We start from the raw sequence: 22959 nt of genomic DNA on the forward strand, positions 1-22959 counted from the left end.
ACTTTTACGCTATGTGTTTTCACACGGTAGCACGACCTTTCTCATTTTTATCTTTTATTTTCTCATTTAATGGTAGCCCTGTATTATGGCAGCTTCGATGTCTCACTTGCTTACTCATCGACATGTCTTGCTACTACAAGGGAAAATGGGTGGGTTTTTTAATCGATTTTCGTCATTCTTGCAAACTCAAGACATTAAAGTAAGCAAAATCAATTTTAATGCAGGCGATGCCTTTTTTTATCATCACGACAATACTTACGAATATACCAATACGTTAGCGCAATTTTCCTCTTGGTTGCAGGTGTTTATTCAAGAGCATGGTATTGATGCAATTGTATGCTTTGGTGATTGTCGACCGCATCATACTCAAGCAGCATGTGTTAGTGAGAAGCTGGGTATTTCATTCTTTGTCTTTGAAGAGGGGTACTTGCGTCCTGATTACATTACCTTGCAAGAGCATGGGATTAATGGCTATTCACGTCTAAACACTGCTGAGATCAAAGCACTTAAGAAAGCCAATGATCAGCCTTTATATACACATAATCGATTTTATCGCCTCAGTATCGCAGCCATCGTCTATTACATTATTGCTTGGCTTTATAAAAGCCGTTATCCACATTATTCGCATTATCGTGGCATGACTGCTTGGCAAGAGGCTATCGCTTGGTTAAAAGCACCGTGGCGGAAGCTTCGAGGGTATTTACCAGACAAACACCTGCAAAATAAACTGACCAAGCAAGAAAGTAACAATTACTTTTTGATTAGCTTGCAAGTACATAATGACTCACAGATTACCCATCATAGTGATTATCGTGATGTGGTACAGTTCATTGACGAGTCTATCGCAAGCTTTGCAAATTTTGCTAAGCAAAAACAGTTACTCGTGTTTAAGCATCATCCATTGGATCGTGGTCATAGAGACTATCGGGAGCTGGTAGCTAGCCTAGCTGAGCGCTATCAAGTGTCTCATCGTGTTTTCTATGGTTGTGATATGCACCTGCCAACTTTGATGAAATATAGTATTGGCATGGTGACTATTAACAGTACGACAGGCTTGCAGTCGGTTTATCATAAGAAACCTACTAAGGTTATGGGTCGCGCAATTTATGATATTCCTAAGCTAACAGATCAAAAGCCGCTTGATGATTTTTGGCAGCAGCCTAAAGGCCCAGATAATGAATTTTATTTGAGATTTCGTGAGTACTTGATAGAGCAAACTCAAATAAATGGTGCTTTTTATGGCAGATCGCCATGGATGTATAAGTATTTGTGCCAAACTGGCAGCGAAACGACAGACGTAGATATGTCTAAAACCAATTTACCCTAGTCATTTATTTGCTTTTCTTTCTAAGAGGTCATAGTAACTATAATGGTATCTATATAAAGAAACGAAGTTCAACAAGTGTAACGATTGTTGCGTTATCCTTTTTTAGCTTGTCATTTCATCTGCAAGTCACATCTCTTCTAACAAAATCGCCTTACTTTGCAGTGGAAAACTGCTAGAATACTCTTTTATGTCTGCGCATAAGAGTTAATGTGCTTGGCTATGGGTTTTAGACGGTAGTATTAGCCGAATCGGCTTGTTATAACGGTTAACCTTAAAAGAAGTACAAGCATCTTATCAATTGCATCTGACAGTATTTATTTTTTAGTTTTATTATTCTATCACCCTTAATTTAGTAGGCGCTTTGTGACTGCATTAGCCAATATTCGTAACTTTTCAATCATTGCCCACATTGATCATGGTAAGTCGACCCTTGCCGATCGTTTTATTCAAATGTGCGGTGCCTTGCAAGATCGCGAGATGCAGGCGCAGGTGCTCGACTCAATGGATATTGAGCGTGAGCGCGGTATCACTATCAAAGCACAGTCAGTAACACTGTTTTATGATCATCCAAATGGTGAGCGCTATCAGCTTAACTTTATTGATACCCCTGGTCACGTCGATTTTTCATATGAAGTTTCGCGTTCATTAGCAGCTTGTGAAGGTGCGCTATTGGTTGTTGATGCCGCTCAAGGCGTAGAAGCGCAGTCAGTGGCCAATTGCTATACAGCCGTTGATCAAGGCTTAGAAGTCATGGCGGTGTTAAATAAGATTGATTTACCGCAAGTTGAGCCTGAGCGCGTCATTCAAGAAATTGAAGATATTATCGGTATCGATGCCGTTGATGCACCGCGAGTATCAGCCAAATCTGGTCTTGGTGTTGATAAGCTGCTAGAAGCGCTAGTAGAGTTTATTCCGGCACCAACTGGTGATCGTGAAGCACCACTGCAAGCACTAATTATTGACTCTTGGTTCGATAATTATTTGGGCGTAGTCTCATTGGTACGGGTGCGTGAAGGTACTATACGTAAAGGTGACAAGTTATACATCAAATCGACTCAAGAGGCGCATCTGGTTGGCTCGATTGGTGTCTTTACGCCTAAGCCTGTAGATACGGGTGTTTTAGAAGCAGGGGAAGTCGGCTTTGTTATTGCGGGTATTAAGGATATTGCCGGAGCGCCAGTAGGCGACACTATCACTCATGCTAAGACCCCTGATGTGGATCGTATCCCAGGCTTTAAACAAGTCACGCCACAAGTCTATTCTGGTATGTTCCCAGTGGATTCGAGTGATTTTGAAAAATTCCGTGAAGCTTTGCAAAAACTGCAAATTAACGATGCTTCGCTGTTTTTTGAGCCAGATACGTCGGATGCGCTTGGCTTTGGTTTCCGCTGTGGCTTCTTGGGTATGCTGCACATGGAGATTATCCAAGAGCGTCTAGAGCGTGAATATGATCTAGATTTGATTACTACAGCGCCTTCAGTTATTTACGAAATTGAGAAAAAGAACGGTGATGTAATCTATGTAGATAATCCATCACATCTACCTGAGCCAAACAACATTGAAGAATTCCGTGAGCCAATTGCCCGCTGTCAGATTTTAGTACCGCAAGAATTCTTAGGCAATGTAATGACGCTATGTATTGAGCGTCGCGGCGTTCAGGTTGATATGCGTTTTATGGGTCGACAAGTACAGCTGATATTTGATATTCCAATGGGCGAAGTTGTCATGGATTTCTTTGATCGCCTAAAGTCGGTTTCACGTGGTTTTGCATCGCTAGACTATAACTTTGAACGTTATCAAGCCGATAAGTTGGTGAGAGTTGATGTACTAATCAATGGCGATAAGGTTGATGCCTTAGCGATGATCGTGCACGAAACCCAATCACGTTATCGTGGTAATGCCCTAGTTACTAAGATGAAAGAGTTGATTCCACGTCAAATGTTTGATGTCGCCATTCAAGCGGCTATCGGTAGCCAAATCATTGGTCGTAGTACGGTAAAAGCCATGCGTAAAGACGTATTAGCAAAATGCTATGGTGGCGATGTGTCACGTAAGAAAAAGCTACTGTCTAAGCAAAAAGCTGGTAAAAAACGTATGAAGCAAGTAGGTAATGTGGAAATCCCGCAAGAAGCCTTCTTAGCTGTGTTGCAAGTTGATAGCTAATCATTGAGCTTAATTTAAGATAGCCATTGTAGATAACAGTCAAATGTAGTGAGTCTTATCGTAAAGGTATTAGATAAGCCGCTCGTTAATAGGCAATTTGGTATGGATTTTGATTTTAATTTAATTTTAGTGCCGTTAACTATAGTCCTAGGAATTGTTTGGCTGTTAGATAAGCTAGCGCTCAAACAGCGCAAAACTCGTGGTCGAGGTCAAGAAAGCTTACTAGTTCGCTGGGCTTATGACTTTTTCCCTGTGTTAGCAGTGGTGTTAATAGTACGTTCATTTTTGATTGAGCCATTTAATATCCCATCATCGTCTATGGTGCCGACGCTATATACGGGTGACTTTATTGCCGTCAATAAGTATGCATATGGTGTGCGCCTACCGTTAACCTATAATAAGGTGCTAGATACTGGTGAACCTGAGCATGGCGATGTGGCAGTGTTCCGCTATCCTGAGAACCCGAGTATTTATTATATTAAACGCGTTATCGGTTTGCCTGGTGATAGCGTAAGTTATAGTCAAGGCACGCTGTCTATCAATGATGTACCTGTTGAGACTAAGTCTGTAGATTTCGCAGCAAATGCTGAATTGACTTCACAGCTATACTTACCAGGCCAAGTTGGTCCAGGTCAAGTGCTGACCGAAGAGAGTGCTTCTGCAATGGGCCAGCAAGAAGAAGATGCGGCAAAATATTTTGAAGAAATACAAGGTGACAACAAGCATCTCGTGCGCTATTTAGACGGTATGAACAGTTCACAATACGCGCCATTTTTGCAGCAACAATCACCAGAAGTGGTTGAATCAGAAGGTACTGAGTGGCGCATTGACGTACCAGAAGGTCAGTATTTTGTAATGGGTGATAACCGCGATCGCAGTGCAGACGGTAGATTTTGGGGATTCGTTCCTGATGAAAACCTAGCAGGTAAGGCAGTTTATATTTGGATGCATAAACCACCTGGTCTTAACCTACCAACCTTTGAACGTAATGGTAGTATCAATTAAGGCAATGTGATTGCTTAGCGATTGATTTATCTATAATAGTTTTATGCTAATATCATTGCTATCTAATAAATAGCTATTTATTATTTATACACGTATTCAAAATAGTCGTTTATCTTTAGAAGGATCTTGTAATGCAGCAATTATCTGGTTTGGCTACGCAGCGCGGTGCCAGTGTGACAAACATTGTTCTCATTATTATGCTTTTGGGTATTGCGACTAAATTGACAGTAGCTATCGTACCAGCTCAAATTGGTGACTACCAATTGACCAAGGTATTAAGTGCACAGCTAAAAGAAGCCAATAGTAATAACGAAACAGCTAAGCAATTCGTTGAGCGTGTTGATAAGCAGTTATCAATTAACGCAGATTACGATACTAAAGCCGAAGACGTATTTACTTTTACCGATAAAAAAACAGGTCAATTGGCTATTCATAAAGAATATGCAATAACTAACAACTTTTTTAGCAATGTTGATATTATTAACCGTTTCGAGGGTGACGTCGAAATGGCAACAGCAGAGTAAGTCGCAATAGTACGACATAGCACCTTCATTATTTCATAAGATATATCAAATAATATTATTAAACTAAATCTGTCAAGCAGAAGGGATAACCACAAACCTCGCATGAAACCAACTTTGCACCATTCCCAAGCGGCTTCTACTTCCCAAAAAAATAGTACATCTGTTGACACGCTTGTTGTTAGCTCAGAATTTATTCAGCGGTTAGCAGTATTAACGCGTAAGTTAGGCTACGAGTTCAATGACTTGAGTCTACCTAAACTTGCGTTAACGCATCGCTCATTTGATAGCAAAAAAAACTATGAGCGCCTAGAGTTTTTAGGTGATGCACTGTTAGGGATGATTGTGGGTGAAGCTTTATATCATCGTTATCCTAGTCAAAATGAAGGTCGCTTAACGCGTATGCGTGCAACACTGGTGCGCCAAGAGTCGTTGGTAATTATCGCTCAAAACCTAGAGCTGTCTAACCATCTTATATTAGGAGTAGGTGAGCGCAAAGGTGGCGGTCGCAATCGTGCCTCTATACTGGCCGATGCGGTAGAATCTCTGATCGGTGCTATCTATTTAGACAGTCAAGATATGGATATTACTCGTAAATGTGTTCTCTCTTGGTATGGTGATCTGATTGATAATGTCAATGACCAAAAAGCGCTAAAGGACGCCAAGAGTCGGTTACAAGAGTGGCTACAATCTAAACAGTTTGACTTGCCTAATTACGAGCTCATGGAAACGCGTGGTAATGCACCGCATCAAATTTTCGTTGTACGTTGCCATGTCAATATCAATAACTGTCCTGATATTACTGAATCTGGTGAGAGCCGCCGTATTGCTGAACAAAAAGCAGCTGAGCTTATGATTAACCAATTACATAAATTGCCAGGATCTGCCAAAAAACGTGTATAGCTGATGTCTATTAATGCATTTTTAGATGCATAGTATCGGTTTAGACTGGTTTATAACTTGCAAAACATACATTAAAACTACCTCACATATTATTTATTTTAAAACTTTAAATGTCTCTAGCCCGTTTTTAATGGTGACTAAATAAATTTACCATTAGAGACTGTTCGGCTAGTCACAAACCCTATAGGATTAACTTATGAGCAATCATACTGATTTGCCATCAAACAATGAAGACAGCACCCAAAATTTGGGTGAGAATACAGATATTGATTCAAGCCAAAACAATATCGAAGTTACCGAAGAGACTCATGGTATTGATGCAGAAGATATTGCATTAGACAATGATATGGCTATTGAAGAATTTTTTGCGCCAAGTGGCAATACTCGGATGGCTGATGATTTTAGAGCAGGTTATGTGGCCATTGTTGGACGACCAAATGTGGGCAAGTCAACTTTGATGAATCACTTATTAGGTCAAAAGCTGTCTATTACTTCACGCAAACCACAAACTACCCGTCATCGTATTCATGGCATTTTGTCAAACCATGAAATGCAAGCGGTGTTTGTTGATACACCAGGTATTCACCGTAACGAAGTACGTGCTATTAACGAACGTATGAATAAAGCGGCGGTATCAGCGTTAGTAGATGTAGATTTAGTACTGTTTGTTGTTGATTCAGATCAATGGCGTGACGATGATTTATTGACCTTGCAAAAGCTCGGCGAGACCAATCTAACAGTCGTATTGGTTATTAATAAGTCAGATACTCTAAAAGATAAAGGCAGCGTACTACCACTTATCGAAACTTTCAACGATAGTTTCGATTTTGCTGATATCGTTCCTGTATCTGCACTAAAAAATCAAAACTTAGATCGTTTGCAAGAAGTGATTGCTTCGCATTTACCAGTCGCTGCGCCTATTTACGATACAGAACAAATCACAGATCGCTCTGAGCGATTTTTGGCCAGTGAAATCATTCGCGAAAAAATCATGCGTAGTGCAGGCGATGAAGTACCCTATGATTTAACGGTACAGATTGATGAGTTTAAAGACGAACCTGCACATACTGATCCAAAAACAGGGCGTCCACGCAAAGCTTGTACTTTCATCGATGCGACTATCTATGTTGAACGCGGTGGTCAAAAAGCCATCGTTATCGGTGACAAAGGTCAGCGTATCAAACAAGTTGGTATGGATGCTCGTAAAGATATGGAGCAATTGTTCGGTAAAAAAATCATGTTAACTTTGTGGGTCAAAGTGAAACGTGGTTGGTCTGATGACGAGCGTGCATTGACCAGTTTGGGCTATTGATAGCGGTTAAAAACGAACGCTTCAAAAGCACTGTCTGCCTTTTAGCTATTTAGGTAATAAAAAATGCGTAATGAAGCGCTCGTCGGGTATTTATTGCATCAGCGTCCTTATCAAGAAAAGCGCGCTTTGTATTATCTTTTTTCTCAACAGCATGGTGTGATACATGGTGTTGGGAAAAAAGGCGCGCCGCTATTTATGCCGTTGCAGCTTTTTGCTACTGGTAAACGCGACTTAAAAACTTTTAGTCAAATTAATATTGCCTCGCAAGATACAACTCAAGCTGACAGTGTTCAAAAAGATAGTACATCTGCTGTCTTAGAAGCCGTACCTTACGCTAATATCAGAGGCCAACATCAATATGCTGCACTATATATAAACGAGATTCTGTGGCGGTTGTTACCTAATGAAGACCCAATGCCAGTATTGTGGCAGCATTATCAAATCAGTCTACAACAACTCAAGCAGCCCTTAAGTAATAGCGAGCTTCGTCTCTGTCTACGTCAGTTTGAGCAGTATCTATTTACCGAGTTAGGATTCACTTTAACGTTAACGCATGACAACGTTGAAGATCCCATCGAGTCTGATTGTACTTACCGTTTTTTACCGGATGTCGGCTTGCTCCCTGTATTGGTACATAATGAAGAGTCTGAGCATTTAGCCAGTGAATCTGGACAGACTGTTTTTAAAGGTGCGGATATCATAGAAATGGCACGTTTAGGTATTACTGAGCAAACGCTGAGCCATTGGTCAAAACTACATCGACATCTTATTGATCATTTACTTGATTATCAGCCGCTACAAAGCCGTCTGTTATGGCAGCAGCAGCAGCGTTATCAATAAAGTCTCAAATATTATCGTAGTATCAACTATATTAGTTAGGCTTAATTGCCCGAAGGATTTTTTATGAGCATCTCTGTATCTACCTCATCTGAAAACAATTCAAAAAAACCTTTGTTAGGCGTGAATATTGATCACGTGGCAACATTGCGTCAAGCGCGCGGTGTGAATTATCCGAGTCCTCTAGCTGCTGCATTACTGTGCGAAAAGGCAGGGGCAGATGGTATCACTATACATTTACGCGAAGATCGTCGTCATATACAAGATGCAGATGTTTATGAAATGGCAGGGCAGTTGTCGACGAGAATGAATCTAGAGATGGCCGCAACTGATGAGATGCTTGCAATTGCCTGCGAAGTTAAACCTTTTTGGGTATGTCTAGTACCTGAAAAGCGTGCAGAGTTAACGACAGAAGGTGGTCTTGATGTTGCAGGGCAAATTACGTCTTTAAAAGAGTATGTTCATAAACTACAAGCCTCTAATATTAAGGTTTCTTTGTTTATTGATCCTGATGACCAGCAGATTGCAGCCGCGATAGAGTGTGGTGCAGACGCGATAGAATTGCATACTGGTGCTTATGCCGAAGCAGGCTTAGCAAATGATACTGCCGCACAGTTGGCTGAGCTTCAAAGAATTGAACAAGCAGTAGCTACAGCACAGAGCCTAGACGATAATTTGCTTATTAACGCAGGTCATGGTTTAACGTGTGACAACGTTAATGCCATTGCAAAAATTGATGGTATATATGAATTAAATATCGGTCATGCACTTATTGCAGATGCCGTATTTGTAGGACTAGAAAGCGCTGTAACAATGATGAAAGAGGCCATGTATAGATAGGTTTACATATATGGTATCTATTAACCGCTACATTTCGTAGGGTGGTCTGCATTAAGTTTGTGTTTGACGATACCGGATTGGTTAAAAGAGATTTGGTACATCGACTTGTTATAAGAAGAGGTAGGGCAGTATTTTATATGACCGAAGTGTCCGCGTGGTCTGCCGCTATCACCCCAAAATTTAGTATAGTGACGCCTACCGCCAACTCTTAATTTCACTGTACTATATCTTAGGTTTAAGGATTGCTGTGTTAATAAGGTATCTACTTGAGAATCAAAGTGCTTATTGTTGTTTTTATCTACGAATAGCAGAAGCGTTTTATCACTGTTCCTATGGCACTGCTGTGCATCATTCGATAAACAAACTAAGACATCCTGCCGACTTATATAACTTTCGGCCTTTGCTAAGGATAAAGTGTTCTCTAGTTGATGCTTGACACGTTGCGCCTCCATTCGTGCTAAGTGCGTTAAGATGCTTGGCGCTGCAATAGCTGCGATAATTCCCAATACCATTGTCGTCACAGTTAGCTCAACGAGAGTAAAGCCTTTTGATTGCTTTGCATTTAAAATATTATTGTTTTGAAGGGTTGATTTCCTATAACTGACTAACTTCAATAGTTTATTGAATAACCTAGATGTAATGGTTAAAAACTTACCAACTCTATATCTGTCTTTTCTGCGAATAGATATATAAAGAACAAAAGTTACTATTCTTCTATAACTGGCTAGTACCTTATTAAATAAGTTCATAAAGCGCTATATCCCATAGCTATTTGTCATTTAAGTAAAAAACAACGTCTCACACATCCTTGTGTTGACTATCTTTTAAGCAAACCAATTGTCCAAATTCTTTAAATTTTCTCTTATTCCACTGTATATAAAACACATACAACACCTAATTACTTGATTTTCAGAAGAATATTGGTTTTTTACAATATATATGTAATATATAGCGACTGTCAAAAAATGTTTCAATTAGTGAAAGAACGACATTAGCAATAGAGAAAAAATTCTAATTGTAATAAAATGCTTCAAGAAAATAGCTATCAATAGACTATTCATCTATCGCAAACTGATGTGTAAAAGATAAGAAGCGTAAGGTGTGTTAGTTCTGGGTAACTTAGACTGTTTATTGTGTTTTAGTTACAACATTATCGTGTAATAATGTGTAGCTCGTTAACGAAAAAAGTTGTAAACTGAATTAATAATCGCTAAGCTACTCCTTAATTGGTTTTGCTTTGTAACTTAAAATGCGTAAGAGATGTCTATCTTAGTACGTCTTGAGAATCGGTTTTGCTTAATGCATCACTAAAATTATCCTTTGGAGGAAGTCCATGAAATTGAACAAAATAGCTCTAGCCCTTGTTGCTGTAGCGGCTGCACCGATGGCAGCTAATGCTGGTGTTACTATTAGCCCATTGTTACTTGGTTATCACATGACTGAAGAATTCAGTGATACCTCTGACAAACAGCGTGAAGTTCTTACTACTGGTAAAAACTTATATGAAAACGCTAATGGCGATGTTATCGGTGATGGTAGCCGTGGTAATAGCAATGGTGGCGTAGCCAAAGAAAGCAGCCTATACACTGGTGCAGCTTTAGGTATCGAACTTACTCCTTCTACTCAGTTCCAAGTAGAATATGGTGTATCTGACGCAAACGGCGAAGCTTCTGAAGACTCAGCTGATGCAGGCGTTAACCGCTTTGATATCGAACAAGAAATGATTTCTGGTAACTTCTTGATCGGTACTGAAGAATTTACTGGTTATACTGATAGTGCACTTAAGCCATATGTACTAATAGGTGCTGGTCAATCTAAGATTAAAGTAGAAAACCAAGAGCAATACACTAATTCTGATAACGAAGTAGTTGCTGCTGGTACTGAAGTATCAAACTCTAAAGACACTATCGGTAACCTAGGTCTAGGTGCTATGTATCGCATCAATGACGCGCTAAGCCTACGTGGTGAAGCTCGTGCGATTCATAACTTTGATAACAACTGGTGGGAAGGCATGGCTTTGGCCGGTCTAGAAGTAGTACTAGGTGGCCATCTAGCACCTACAGTAGCAGTACCACCTATGCAAGAGCCAGTAGTTGACAACACTCCAGTAGTTGTTGTTGAAGCTGATCTTGATTCTGACGGTGATGGTGTACCTGATAGCATCGATGCATGCCCAGGCACTCCAATGAACGTTGTAGTTGATGAGCGCGGTTGCCCAGTACCAGTAGACATTACTGACGAACTGAAAATGGAACTACGTGTATTCTTTGATAACGACAAGTCAGCTATCAAAAACCAGTACAAGCCAGAAATCGCTAAAGTAGCAGAGAAGATGCGTGAGTATCCTAACTCTACCGCTCGTGTAGAAGGTCATGCTTCTAAGACTGGTCCTTCAGCACGTTATAACCAACGTCTGTCTGAAGCTCGTGCCGTTGCTGTTAAATCTATGCTAACTAACGAATTCGGTATCGCTCCAAACCGTCTATCAACTGTAGGCTATGGTTACAACAACCCAATCGCTTCAAATGACACTGAAGAAGGTCGTGCTATGAACCGTCGTGTTTATGCCATCATCACTGGTGACAAAACAATGACTGTTGAACAAACTAAAGATATGGTTGTTCAATAAGTATTAGCAAAATAACCGTATAGTTAAATATACAGTTACAAAAAAAGTCACCCAATGGGTGGCTTTTTTTTATTTATGTATTGAGAAAAGTGAGTTATTACATAAATTTATGAATCAATAATGTTATACTAGCCACCCAAACATTCTGTAAATTAACAGTATGTACATTAGCATAGCAATCTGTATGATGAATTCGTCAGTATAGATATTTGATTGTATTGAACTTTTTTATTTGATAGCATTCTTTTTTGCGTCATCTTAGATTCAATATCTATCTGATTGATGATGAAAGTTTATTCAGCAGCGCTTACTGCTACTGCATTTTTTTAAGACGAAACGAGCATTTTATATGGCGAACGATATCAAACACCTGCGTAACATTGCAATTATTGCCCACGTTGACCACGGTAAGACAACTTTGGTTGATAAGTTATTACATCAGTCTGGTACTTTTGGCGACCGTGCAAACATTGCTGAGCGTGCAATGGACTCAGGTGATATTGAGCAAGAACGTGGTATTACCATTTTGGCTAAAAACACAGCTATCCGCTGGACAGATAAAACTTCAGAAACTGAATACCGTATCAACATTGTTGATACCCCAGGTCACGCCGATTTCGGTGGTGAAGTTGAGCGTGTAATGTCTATGGTTGACTGCGTACTTTTGGTTGTTGACGCTGTTGATGGCCCAATGCCTCAGACTCGTTTTGTGACGCAAAAAGCATTCGAACAAGGTCTAAAGCCGATCGTTGTTATTAACAAAATCGATCGTCCTGGCTCACGTCCTGATTGGGTAATGGATCAAATCTTTGATTTGTTTGACAACCTAGGTGCAAACGATGAGCAGCTTGATTTCCCAGTTGTTTATGCTTCAGCATTGAACGGTATCGCAGGTCTAGAAGCAGATGATTTAGCTGACGACATGACCCCATTGTTCAAAACTATCGTTGACGTTGTTCAGCCTCCACAGGTTGATGCTGATGCTCCGTTCCGTATGCAAATCTCAAGCCTTGATTACAACAGCTTTGTTGGTGTAATCGGTATTGGCCGTATTCAGCGTGGTAAAGTTAAACTTAACACGCCAGTAACTGTCATTGACAAACATGGCAAGACGCGTAACGGCCGTATTTTAAAAATCATGGGTTACCATGGTCTTGATCGTATTGACGTTGAAGATGCACAAGCCGGTGATATCGTTTGTATCACAGGTATCGATGCGCTAAACATCTCTGATACTATTTGTGATCCTAACAACGTTGAAGCACTACCAGCACTAACGGTAGATCAACCTACAGTATCTATGAACTTCCAAGTAAATAATTCACCATTTGCTGGTCGTGAAGGTAAGTTTGTGACTTCACGTAACATTCGTGAGCGTCTTGAGCGTGAATTGATTCATAACGTAGCATTGCGTGTAGAAGACACTGAGTCTCCTGATAAATTCAAAGTATCAGGCCGTGGTGAGCTTCATTTATCAGTACTCATCGAAAACATGCGCCGTGAAGGTTTTGAGCTAGGTGTTTCTGGTCCAGAAGTTATCGTTAAAGAAGTTGATGGTAAGCTACAAGAGCCGTATGAAAACGTTGTCTTCGATATCGAAGAAGAGCATCAAGGTTCTATCATGGAGCAAGTTGGTCTACGTAAAGGCGAGATGACTAACATGGAGCTGGACGGTAAAGGCCGTATGCGTATCGAGGCGACCATACCAGCGCGTGGCTTGATCGGTTTCCGTTCTGAGTTTCTAACCCTGACTTCAGGTAGTGGTATCATGACCTCGAGCTTTTCACATTACGGTCCACAGAAGATTGGTGATGTTGGTGGTCGTTCTAACGGCGTATTGGTTTCTATGGCAAATGGTACTTGCCTAGGTTTTGCTCTGTTTAACCTACAGAAACGTGGTAAGTTGTTTGCTGAACCACAGCTTGAAGTTTATGAAGGTATGATTGTTGGTCTTAACTCTCGTAACGATGATATGACTGTTAACCCAACGACTGCTAAACAGCTAACTAACGTACGTGCTAGTGGTACTGACGAAGCATTGACGTTGACGCCAGCAGTGAAGTTCACTCTTGAGCAAGCGCTTGAATTTATTCAAGACGATGAGCTAGTTGAAGTAACGCCAAAAGCGGTACGTATTCGTAAACGCTACTTAACTGAAAGTGAGCGTAAGCGTCACGGCCGTGGTAAAAAAGGTGCTTAATATCAATAAGTGAATTACTTAGTGATTCATAGTATTGATGTTTGACGCAAACACTTAGTGTCAGTAGTTTTACTGGCACTGAGTGATTCAAAAATGAGCAGTATAAGGTGAGCTATTAGTGGTTCACTTTATACTGCTTTTTTTTGTGTTGTAATCTTGGAAAAATACAGACAGAATGAATAGTGGCATTAATGTATTCAATTATTAACATGAAAGCTAGATGTGACACTTATTATATAAATATCTATTTGCTTATAGATAAATTTTGAGGAAAAAACAATGAGTATGGTTTCAGAGTTTAGAGAGTTCGCTGTCAAAGGTAATGTGATGGATTTGGCAGTCGGTGTCATCATCGGCGGGGCTTTTGCTACCATCACAAAATCTTTGGTAGATGATATTATTATGCCGATTGTCGCTTTTATTTTTGGCGGCGAGATTAATTTTGAAAATATGTTCTTAGTTTTAGGCGATGCACCTGACGGTATTGCTACGACTTATGATGCACTCAAAGAAGCAGGCGTTCCTGTATTGGCTTATGGTAGTTTTATTACCGTACTTATTAACTTCTTAATTTTAGCTTTCATCATCTTCATGATGGTTAGAGGTGTCAATAAAATGCGCCGTGCTGAAGAAGTAGAGGAAGTTATAGAAGAAGCAGTAGAAGAGCCATCAGAGGAAGTGAAATTGCTACGTGAAATCAGTGCCAAATTAAGTAATACCAGTATTACGAAATAAATTATCGACTTTTCGACAATAAAAAAGGCTAACTCCTCGTTAGCCTTTTTGCTATGAAATAGTCACAGTCATTTTTATGAACTATTTGATGTGCCTACTAAAAGCAAATTGTTATGGAGTGACCACTACATAGTCATTGGTATTAATTAAAATTTCTGATGGTTGATCGACAACGATACGTACTACATTATTATCAATAACTTGAGATTTGTAATAGTTGTCTTCTGCAACTGTACAGCCTAAACAGCGTCCCATCGCATCCCAAGGTTCAACGAACAGTTTCTGCTGTGCTTGATCTGCATTACCACCAATAAGTGAGAAAGGTAGGCTTACGATATAAGCTGCTGTACCAGCTACAGCATTTACAAGTTGCAGTGGCTTGCCAACAATCGTATCGACTACCATCGTCTCGTATGAAGGACCGAAATCAGTTTCATCAATTTCTATAGCTGCAAAAGTAGGCTGAATGGTCACAACTACCAATCCTAAAGTTGCCAATACAGTAAAAAATCTCTGCTTAACTGTGCGTTGGGTTTTTGCTTTAACAGTCATAACGATATCCTGAAACTCATAGTAGTATGATTAATGGCTGCTGCTATCTTCACACAGGAATCTTGCGGCAACAATAGTTAGTCTAAATATTACAGAAAAATAAATGATACGCACTATTTATGTAAGCGCTAGCACTATTAAAGCAAGATGTGCGCTAATAAGCAACAAAAATGAGAATAATCTAGTTATAGCTTTGACAATATTTGATACTTTTAGAATAAATACTCTGTTCAAATATTGTCTTCATTTAATATAAACGTAGCACAAGTAAGCGTGTATCAGTTATTAGCTATTTTAACGGCTGACAATTTGGACAATAAACACTAGCTCTACCAGTAAGCTTGATGTTCTCTAGCGTCGTACTACAATGCAGACAGCTCTCTCCTTGTCTACCATACACATTTAAGGTTTGCTGAAAGTAACCAGTTTGACCACTTGCTACTGTGAAATCCCGTAGTGTCGAACCGCCCAGTTTTATCGCTTTCTTTAAAATTTCTTTAATATGATTCACTAAAATGACAATCTGATCGTATGAAATTTGACTGGCTGGCGTAGCAGGATGGATGCCGGATAAATACAGGCTTTCAGTCGCATAAATATTGCCAACACCGACCACGACTTCTTGTTCCATGATGACAGATTTAATAGCCCGAGTAATGGGTTTTAGTCGCTTATTCGTTTTAGTATTATCTGACGATGACCCACTGCCATCTTGGCTAGATAAGTTTATACGCTGGATTAAACTGTATAAATAGTCTGCGGTAAAATCTTTTGAAAGCGGTTCAGGACCTAGATGATCTAGTAGTTTATTGCCGTAATCCTCATGCCATAGTACTGAACCAAAGCGTCTTGGATCATAGTAATGTAGCTGAGACTTTTTATTATCAGCATCATTAAAAACGACGACCAGATGGTCATGTTTACGCTTATCAGTACCATAGCTGTGCTGTTGTAAGCTACCTGACATTCCTAAGTGAATAAGAAGCTGACGTGGTTCAACTTTGCTGGCTGACATTGGAGCGTTATTCTGTGCAGCTACTGGCAGAAAATTAAGAATCAGATACTTTGCTCGGCGCTCGACACTATCTAAGGTGTAATTAACCAGCTCATCCAAGTTATCTGGCATCATCCATCGTAGCTTTGGTTGAAATACTTTAACATCAACTACCTGTTGCCCCAATAATGGAGCAAGACTGGCTTTAGTGGTTTCTACTTCAGGTAATTCAGGCATAGTATTTTTGAAAACTCTATTGTGGAATAAACAACGACTGACTTAACGTTTTATTTACACGACTGCACGGCGCGCGTGCAAAATACCATGTTGCTGTTCTAATTTTGCGAGCAACTTAGACAGATGTGCCAAGCCTGAGACTTCAATATGGAACTTTAAAAAAGCAATATTGTCGTCATTGCTTAACGTTTGCACTTGGCGAATATTGACGTTTTCTTTATCAATTATCTGTGTCAAATCACGTAGCAATCCGCGTCGGTCATATGCTTCGACATGAATATCAACGGGCTGATAACGCCCCGTCTGTACTTGCCAAGCGGCTTCTATCTTGCGCTCAGGGTCACGCTCGACCAGACGTAAGTACTCTGGGCAGCCTCGATTATGCACGCTAACGCCACGCGATAAAGTGATGTAACCAGCAATCGGTTCGCCATGCACAGGATGACAACAACCTGCCAAATTGATTTCGATATTATCCAAACCATCGATATGGATTTTATAAGCATCGAGCTTACCTGTATCTCTGTTATCTACATGCGGTACAAAGCTCTCTGGTGGTATCTCAGGTTCAAGGTGTAGCTGACGAGAGATATGACTGGTCAACTGATTCAGGCCAATATCACCTGTCACCAGACCCACGATAATATCATCGGTCGTATTGACATGAAAATGCTGAATATAGTCGTTTAGATCAATACTATTAGGATGAACAGATAGGCGCTCAAGCTCTTTACTGAGCATTTGGCGACCTATTTCAATGTTCTTATCACGGTCTTGCTTATTAAACCATTGGCGCAGTTTTGAACGGGCCCGATTGGTATGAATATAACCTAGCGATGCTACCAACCAATCACGATTGGGCTCACGTGATGCCTTAGTGATAATCTCAACTTGCTCACCTGTTTTCAACTGATAGGTCAGTGGCACATAGCGCTGATTGACGCGGGCTGCCTGCGCACGGTTGCCAACTTGAGTATGCACATAGTAGGCAAAATCGAGAACGGTCGCGCCTTTTGGTAGCTCAGTAATATCACCGTCACGGCTAAAGATATAAATACGTTCTAGCTCATCAAAATCAACGAGTTGCTCTTCTTCGTCAAACTCGATATCGTCTATCTCTTCGCCCGCTACCACAGCAGAGCGTGGCTGATTGCGTGTTTCATTATTGATAGATAGTAATTGGCGTAGTGAGCTGATTCTTTGATTCAGATAGTTGTCTTTCTTGTTCTTTAGCCCTTCTTTATAATTAACGTGAGCACACATGCCAAGTTCGGCCTCAAAGTGCATCTCATGAGTACGAATTTGGACTTCTAGTGACTTGTTTTCCGCGATTACAGCCGTATGTAGCGAGCGATAGCCATTAGACTTAGGGTTGGTAATATAGTCATCAAACTGCTCAGGAATATAACGCCATAAGCCATGTACTAGGCCTAAAACGTGATAACAGTCAGAAGGGCTATTGACCAAGACGCGCAAGGCACGAATGTCATAAAGCTGATCGAAAGATAAGCCTTTGAGCTTCATTTTTCGATAAATAGAGTAGATATGTTTGACGCGCCCAGATACTTCGCCTTCGATACTGGCGTCTGCTAATGATTCATTCAATTTGTCTTGTACGCGCTGAATATAGGACTCACGTTCGCTACGTTTTTCTGACAGCAGCTTGGCAATTTCTTTATAGCGATCAGGCGCAAGATAACGGAAAGCTAAATCTTCGAGCTCCCATTTTAGCTGCGCAATACCTAAACGATGGGCTAATGGCGCATAAATAGTCATGACCTCACGCGCGACACGAGTTTGACGCTCTGGCCTAGAAAACGTCAACTCACGCATGGCGAAAGTACGTTCAGCCAGTTTTATCAGTACCACGCGCACATCGTTAGTAACAGAGATGAGCATGCTATAAATATTTGATAGCTGATCACGTTGATTATTGACGAAATGGTCTTCTAAGCGCTTGTTACTCTCAATAATCTCCGACAGCTTACCCATTGCAAGAGTGTCTTTGACGAGCGTCAAAATATCTGGACCAAAGTGTTTTTCCACTTCAGCGAGACTAATGATTGATTTGCGCGCACTGCGATACAGCATGGCCGCGACCAATGCGTCTTCATCTTGATAAAGATAGGTCAGAATATCGGTCATACCGATACCAGTAACATAAGCGCCTGAACGCTCAGATTCACTGGTATTCATATGACTGCGAATAAACTCGCAAGCTGCACTTAGGTTGGGTACTGACTCTTGTCCAATACGTTTGGCCACATTATCTAGCCAAGTAGGTACGTCAATGTTGGCTTGATCCAAGTCGACCGCCTCAAGCTCTTTGTTTGATAGCGCATTGGTATCATCCAAATACTCGTCTTCAGTGTGAGGGTCATGCAAATGATAAGTGTGTGCAGCTGAGCGATCAAAAGTAGTATGTAGCTTGTGGGTTGCCAACTGGTATTTGATGTCGAGGGGAATTTGGGCATAGCTATTGGCTGACTGGTGAGAGCGTTGGCTCGCCACCAGTTGCGCCGCAAGTGTTGCACTATCGGCCTGCGTGGTCTGTCCATCCACCAGCGGTAATCCTTCACGAATTTTTACCATAGCCGACTCCTCTTAGCTATTTTGAATTGATTATAACCTCATCTACTATGCACACACTCTGAATTAACGATCCATAAAGTGTCAGCTATAAACCAATACAACTGCTAAAAATTTTATTTTGAGCAGCTATAAAATGCGCGTAAAATATATAAAGCTATGAGTGCAAATGCTTACTATGTAGCGATTGGAAACATCATCAAAAACATAGGAAGATTGTTTACTATTATCTCATTTTAAAGTGACAAATCAAGCGAGCCTCTGTACGGCTGTGGACAATTACGCCAAATAATGGCTATTTATTAGCACAAACTTATCAAAGCTTTGAGTTATCTTAGATAATTTTAATAACGCTTAATTGTCTCTTTAATTAGGTTCAACTATCAGTTGTTATTAACTATTAATCATTTTTGAAGATTAACAATGTTAAACCGCTACTTTTTCAAAGCGAGCGATAGATTCAACATGGCCCGTATGGCAGAACATATCCATTACGCCAGCATGAGTCAGACGATAGCCTTGTTCTAACAATGCTTTTGTATCACGGGCAAGGGTCGCTGGATTACAAGAGACATAAACAATGCGCTCAGCATTAAATTTTGGCAAATATTGCATAATCTCCCAAGCACCAGAGCGCGGTGGATCAATCAATAGTGCGTCAAAACCTTGGTTGGCCCATGGCTTATCAGTACAGTCTTGAGTCAAATCTTGACTGTAAAATTCAGTATTGTTGATACCGTTGCGACGGGCATTGTCAGCAGCACGTTCGGTCATGGCTTCACTGCCTTCGACACCGACTACTGAGCCTGTCTCGCCAACGAGGCGCGCTAGTGGTAAGCTAAAGTTACCCAAACCACTGAATAAGTCTAATACGCGTTCGCCTGCTTTTAAGTCCAATAAGTCACAGGCAAGCTTGGTCATCTGACGGTTCACAGATAGATTTACTTGAGTAAAGTCAGTAGGGATAAATTCAAAAGTCAGATCATACTCTGGCAATTGATAATATAAACGCCCAAATTGCTCGCTCAAATCATCAGCGTCTGTCAACGCAATACGTTGGATGCTATCAACACCTTTCGACTGCAAATATAGCTGCCAATTACGCGCTGCGAAAAATACTTTTAGTTTGTCTATATCAGCGTCTGACAACGGTTCTAAATTACGTACGATGAGCGCAACTGGCTGATTGCCATCAGGTAGTTCTGGCAGTTGCTCACCCATTGCAAGCTCAAGCTGGGCAATCTTGTCACGACTCTCTAGGGTACTAATAAGCGTTTTTAGGTTTTCAATCTCAAAACCAATACGCGGATCCAAGATATGACATTCATTTAGCTCTGCTAAGAAGTTACTTGAACGCTCGCGGAAGCCGACAAGCGCGGTTTCTTTTTTGACAACATAGCGTACGCCCAAACGTGCTTTGGTACGATAGCCAAGACGATCACCGACCACAGGGGCGAGCCAATTGTCAGGCTCTGCGTTGGCTTGGTGCATTAGCATTTCAGCCAGTACTGACTGCTTAAAGTTTATTTGTCCATCTGGCTGCCAGTGCTGCAAGTTACAACCGCCGCAAGTACCGAAATGCGGGCAGGGTGGTACAGCACGTTCAGGGTTTGGGTTGGCAGTAATACTAATGGCATCGCCTTCTTCAAAGCTAGCACGGCTGTTGGTTATTTTCACTAAGGCGCTTTCACCTGGTAGAGCAAAGCTAACAAAGATTTTTTTGCCATGTTTGTCTTCAGCATGACCTTCCGCAACATCAAAACCATTACCATAAACAGCAACACCGCGACCATCATGTGACAAGCCATCAATATTAAATGGAATTGGCTCTGCATCTTTTAGGCGACGACGTGTCTTTGATGATGGCTTTGATTTTTTCTTACTAGGTGGAATGACAATCGTTTGGGTGTCGTTGGTTTGAGCTTCATTCGTTTGAGCGTTACTGTTTTGCGCTGCCATATCAGATGCTGTAGATGTTTTTGAATCGGTGGGTTGCATAAACCTGCCTTAATAATAAATAACTAGAAGAGGGGAATAAAAAACTACTAATAATGCGATTTCTATAATTCGGGTGCCGATGACCAGTCAGCGATAAACTCTTGATGTCGCGGACTACCGTCAGCTTGGGTATACTTTGCCAGATAGTCATAGCTCTGCTGCTGCCAAGCATCAAAATCTTGTGAAGACAACTGTCCTGTTAGACGTAACCAGCGTAAATAAATAAGCCAAGTGTTCATAACATCAGACTCACAGTATATAGATAGGGTCTGCCAGTCACCGCTACCAACAAGCGCGCCAACCATGCTTCCATCCACGTCAGTTTTACCGGGTAATCCGTACAGACTTGCGACGATATCCATGGCTTCGCGGCGACTAGCACCATACTGGCTAAACCGATCCATCAAGTCTAGATGACGTGTATGAAAACGATTAACATAGTTATCAAAGCGCATGTTTTTAATACGTTCGCCTTCTTCGAACAGCCATGGTGCTGACAAATCATATTGCATGGCACGATATATCAGTACAGGTATGTCAAAGCCTGAGCCATTCCAGCTAATAAGTTGCGGCAGTGTCTCAATGTCGTTAAATGCTCTAAAGAATTTGGCTAGGATTTCTTTTTCACTAAATTTATCGGCAGTCAAAGAAAATAGCGATAACTTACCATCCTTGATATACAGAGCTGAGATACAGACAATACGCTGTAGTGGCAAGCGCATAAAGTCGTGCCCTGCCTCTTGCGTACGTATGGCTGTCAGCGCGCTTAAGGCATCTGCATCGTTAAGATCGGCCAGTTGCGGATAGATACGGCGTGCTGCATCGACATCGGCGACAGTCTCGATATCAAAAACCAATATAGGGTCGGATGGTAGCGCTTGTGACATAGATAATCCTGACTATTTATGAGCTTATAGTTAATTCATTATAAAAGAATGACAGCGCTAACCTTGCTTGAAGTATTACATCTGCACTTGGCTGCTCTGCACTTCTTTTAAATTAACGGTACTAAATGGTATTTTTTATGGATTAATTAACTTCTGCGCTGCTGTTATCCATATCGCTATCGTCAACGTTATATAAACCCGTTGATAAATAACGATCGCCACGATCGCAGACAATAAAGGCAATCACAGCATTAGGGTTTGCTTTTGCCACTTGGGTCGCTGCCCATGCAGCTGCGCCCGAAGATACTCCAGCAAAGATACCTTCAGTCTTCGCCAATTTACGCATATAAACTTCAGCAATACGCTGATCGATATCCATCACTTCATCAATCAAGTCTGCATCAAAAATACCAGGCATATAAGCCGCTGGCCAACGGCGAATACCAGCAATAGAAGCTTCTTCATCAGGCTGTAGGCCAATGATTTTAACGTCAGGATTTTGCTCTTTTAAATAACGTGATACACCGGTAATCGTACCTGTCGTACCCATTGAGCTTATAAAATGCGTAATCTTACCTTCTGTCTGTGCCCATAGCTCAGGGCCTGTAGTCAGGTAATGTGCTTGGCTATTATCAGGATTATTAAACTGATCCAATACAACCCCTTTGCCCTCTGCTTGCATCTGTAATGCCAAATCACGCGCAGCTTCCATACCTTCGTCTACTTCAATCAGCGTTGCGCCATAAGCAATCATGGCATCTTTACGTTCTTGGGTAGAGTTGGTTGGCATCAGCAACGTTATCGGGTAGCCACGCATTGCAGCGACCATGGCCAATGCAATGCCAGTATTGCCGCTAGTGGCTTCAATCAACATATCACCAGGTTTGATATCACCGCGTTGTTCTGCTTGATAAATCATATTAAAAGCAGGACGATCTTTTACAGAGCCCGCTGGATTATTGCCTTCAAGCTTAGCTAATACTGTGGCGCCATTGGCAATGTGCTCTTGCTCAGGCAGACGTTGAAGTTGTATCAATGGCGTTTGACCAACGCAATTAGCGAGGGTAGTGATTTGAGTGATAAAGTTAGCATTTGACATGGCCGTAGTGGACATAAAGTATCCTTTTCTATTTTTTAAATATGTTTTTAATGGCTTGTTTTTGATGGAAACGCTGTTCTTATTGTTTGATCATAATTTTAGACAGTCGCTTGGTATATAGGTTTACGGTG

Annotated in this window: 18 protein-coding genes; 11 read left to right on the forward strand and 7 right to left on the reverse strand. The window is 41.0% G+C overall.

Translation table 11 applies throughout. The features are described from left to right. Positions 1-85: 85 nt before the first annotated feature. From SJY28_RS05575 to SJY28_RS05610, 8 genes are all read left to right on the forward strand, one after another. Positions 86-1327: a capsule biosynthesis protein gene (locus tag SJY28_RS05575; protein ID WP_379543756.1), complete on the forward strand. Its 1242-nt coding sequence runs from the start codon at positions 86-88 to the stop codon at positions 1325-1327. Positions 1328-1690: 363 nt separating this feature from the next. Continuing rightward, positions 1691-3490: a translation elongation factor 4 gene (gene lepA, locus SJY28_RS05580; RefSeq protein ID WP_101204270.1), complete on the forward strand. Its 1800-nt coding sequence runs from the start codon at positions 1691-1693 to the stop codon at positions 3488-3490. A 102-nt stretch (positions 3491-3592) separates the two neighbouring features. Then, positions 3593-4495: a signal peptidase I gene (lepB, locus tag SJY28_RS05585; protein WP_379543757.1), complete on the forward strand. Its 903-nt coding sequence runs from the start codon at positions 3593-3595 to the stop codon at positions 4493-4495. A 131-nt stretch (positions 4496-4626) separates the two neighbouring features. Next, positions 4627-5019: a DUF4845 domain-containing protein gene (locus tag SJY28_RS05590; RefSeq protein ID WP_379543758.1), complete on the forward strand. Its 393-nt coding sequence runs from the start codon at positions 4627-4629 to the stop codon at positions 5017-5019. Positions 5020-5121: 102 nt separating this feature from the next. Next, positions 5122-5919, forward strand: coding sequence for a ribonuclease III (gene rnc / locus SJY28_RS05595; RefSeq protein WP_341609767.1), 798 nt, complete (start codon positions 5122-5124; stop codon positions 5917-5919). Between the two features lie 346 nt (positions 5920-6265). Continuing rightward, a complete protein-coding gene (gene era, locus SJY28_RS05600) occupies positions 6266-7231 on the forward strand; it encodes a GTPase Era (protein ID WP_227526679.1) in 966 nt (321 codons plus the stop codon). Positions 7232-7294: 63 nt separating this feature from the next. After that, a complete protein-coding gene (locus tag SJY28_RS05605) occupies positions 7295-8071 on the forward strand; it encodes a DNA repair protein RecO (protein ID WP_379543761.1) in 777 nt (258 codons plus the stop codon). A 63-nt stretch (positions 8072-8134) separates the two neighbouring features. Beyond that, positions 8135-8908: a pyridoxine 5'-phosphate synthase gene (locus SJY28_RS05610; protein WP_379543762.1), complete on the forward strand. Its 774-nt coding sequence runs from the start codon at positions 8135-8137 to the stop codon at positions 8906-8908. A gap of 20 nt (positions 8909-8928) precedes the next feature. On the opposite strand, the gene SJY28_RS05615 is transcribed toward SJY28_RS05610, so the two are convergent. Continuing rightward, the gene (locus SJY28_RS05615; protein WP_379543763.1) at positions 8929-9657 is read right to left on the reverse strand and encodes a prepilin-type N-terminal cleavage/methylation domain-containing protein; all 729 of its coding nucleotides are present in this window, start codon (positions 9655-9657) and stop codon (positions 8929-8931) included. Between the two features lie 584 nt (positions 9658-10241). Between SJY28_RS05615 and SJY28_RS05620 the strand changes: the two genes are divergently transcribed. The 3 genes from SJY28_RS05620 (at position 10242) to mscL (ending at position 14472) form a co-directional block, all read left to right on the forward strand. After that, complete coding sequence (locus SJY28_RS05620; RefSeq protein ID WP_379543764.1) at positions 10242-11537, forward strand: OmpA family protein; 1296 nt, start codon at positions 10242-10244, stop codon at positions 11535-11537. Positions 11538-11886: 349 nt separating this feature from the next. After that, positions 11887-13737 (forward strand): translational GTPase TypA, encoded by a 1851-nt coding sequence (gene typA, locus SJY28_RS05625; protein WP_057758402.1) that lies wholly within the window; start codon positions 11887-11889, stop codon positions 13735-13737. Positions 13738-14016: 279 nt separating this feature from the next. Further along, positions 14017-14472, forward strand: coding sequence for a large conductance mechanosensitive channel protein MscL (gene mscL / locus SJY28_RS05630; RefSeq protein WP_379543765.1), 456 nt, complete (start codon positions 14017-14019; stop codon positions 14470-14472). Between the two features lie 111 nt (positions 14473-14583). Here mscL and SJY28_RS05635 read toward each other — a convergent pair whose 3' ends face one another. The 6 genes from SJY28_RS05635 to cysM form a co-directional block, all read right to left on the reverse strand. Beyond that, positions 14584-15024 carry a hypothetical protein gene (locus tag SJY28_RS05635; protein WP_341609762.1) on the reverse strand — a complete coding sequence of 147 codons (441 nt, stop codon included), beginning with the start codon at positions 15022-15024 and terminating at the stop codon, positions 14584-14586. Between the two features lie 289 nt (positions 15025-15313). Continuing rightward, positions 15314-16255, reverse strand: a complete 942-nt coding sequence (gene mutM / locus SJY28_RS05640; RefSeq protein ID WP_379543766.1) for a bifunctional DNA-formamidopyrimidine glycosylase/DNA-(apurinic or apyrimidinic site) lyase — start codon at positions 16253-16255, stop codon at positions 15314-15316. Positions 16256-16309: 54 nt separating this feature from the next. Beyond that, positions 16310-18847, reverse strand: coding sequence for a RelA/SpoT family protein (locus SJY28_RS05645; RefSeq protein ID WP_379543767.1), 2538 nt, complete (start codon positions 18845-18847; stop codon positions 16310-16312). A 423-nt stretch (positions 18848-19270) separates the two neighbouring features. Then, positions 19271-20842, reverse strand: coding sequence for a 23S rRNA (uracil(1939)-C(5))-methyltransferase RlmD (gene rlmD / locus SJY28_RS05650; protein WP_379543768.1), 1572 nt, complete (start codon positions 20840-20842; stop codon positions 19271-19273). 62 nt (positions 20843-20904) lie between these two features. Continuing rightward, complete coding sequence (locus SJY28_RS05655; RefSeq protein WP_179799039.1) at positions 20905-21729, reverse strand: 3'-5' exonuclease; 825 nt, start codon at positions 21727-21729, stop codon at positions 20905-20907. 142 nt (positions 21730-21871) lie between these two features. Then, the gene (gene cysM / locus SJY28_RS05660; protein ID WP_379543769.1) at positions 21872-22843 is read right to left on the reverse strand and encodes a cysteine synthase CysM; all 972 of its coding nucleotides are present in this window, start codon (positions 22841-22843) and stop codon (positions 21872-21874) included. Positions 22844-22959: the final 116 nt, after the last annotated feature.

This window comes from Psychrobacter sp. R86515, from assembly GCF_042466315.1.
GTDB lineage: Bacteria > Pseudomonadota > Gammaproteobacteria > Pseudomonadales > Moraxellaceae > Psychrobacter.

Bases quoted from the DNA above. Each gene is read 5' to 3' on its own strand.
- SJY28_RS05575 (WP_379543756.1), top strand. From the start codon at position 86: ATGGCAGCTTCGATGTCTCACTTGCTTACTCATCGACATGTCTTGCTA.
- lepB (WP_379543757.1), top strand. From the start codon at position 3,593: ATGGATTTTGATTTTAATTTAATTTTAGTGCCGTTAACTATAGTCCTA.
- SJY28_RS05590 (WP_379543758.1), top strand. From the start codon at position 4,627: ATGCAGCAATTATCTGGTTTGGCTACGCAGCGCGGTGCCAGTGTGACA.
- rnc (WP_341609767.1), top strand. From the start codon at position 5,122: ATGAAACCAACTTTGCACCATTCCCAAGCGGCTTCTACTTCCCAAAAA.
- era (WP_227526679.1), top strand. From the start codon at position 6,266: ATGGCTATTGAAGAATTTTTTGCGCCAAGTGGCAATACTCGGATGGCT.
- SJY28_RS05605 (WP_379543761.1), top strand. From the start codon at position 7,295: ATGCGTAATGAAGCGCTCGTCGGGTATTTATTGCATCAGCGTCCTTAT.
- SJY28_RS05610 (WP_379543762.1), top strand. From the start codon at position 8,135: ATGAGCATCTCTGTATCTACCTCATCTGAAAACAATTCAAAAAAACCT.
- SJY28_RS05615 (WP_379543763.1), bottom strand. From the start codon at position 9,657: ATGAACTTATTTAATAAGGTACTAGCCAGTTATAGAAGAATAGTAACT.
- SJY28_RS05620 (WP_379543764.1), top strand. From the start codon at position 10,242: ATGAAATTGAACAAAATAGCTCTAGCCCTTGTTGCTGTAGCGGCTGCA.
- typA (WP_057758402.1), top strand. From the start codon at position 11,887: ATGGCGAACGATATCAAACACCTGCGTAACATTGCAATTATTGCCCAC.
- mscL (WP_379543765.1), top strand. From the start codon at position 14,017: ATGAGTATGGTTTCAGAGTTTAGAGAGTTCGCTGTCAAAGGTAATGTG.
- SJY28_RS05635 (WP_341609762.1), bottom strand. From the start codon at position 15,024: ATGACTGTTAAAGCAAAAACCCAACGCACAGTTAAGCAGAGATTTTTT.
- mutM (WP_379543766.1), bottom strand. From the start codon at position 16,255: ATGCCTGAATTACCTGAAGTAGAAACCACTAAAGCCAGTCTTGCTCCA.
- SJY28_RS05645 (WP_379543767.1), bottom strand. From the start codon at position 18,847: ATGGTAAAAATTCGTGAAGGATTACCGCTGGTGGATGGACAGACCACG.
- rlmD (WP_379543768.1), bottom strand. From the start codon at position 20,842: ATGCAACCCACCGATTCAAAAACATCTACAGCATCTGATATGGCAGCG.
- SJY28_RS05655 (WP_179799039.1), bottom strand. From the start codon at position 21,729: ATGTCACAAGCGCTACCATCCGACCCTATATTGGTTTTTGATATCGAG.
- cysM (WP_379543769.1), bottom strand. From the start codon at position 22,843: ATGTCCACTACGGCCATGTCAAATGCTAACTTTATCACTCAAATCACT.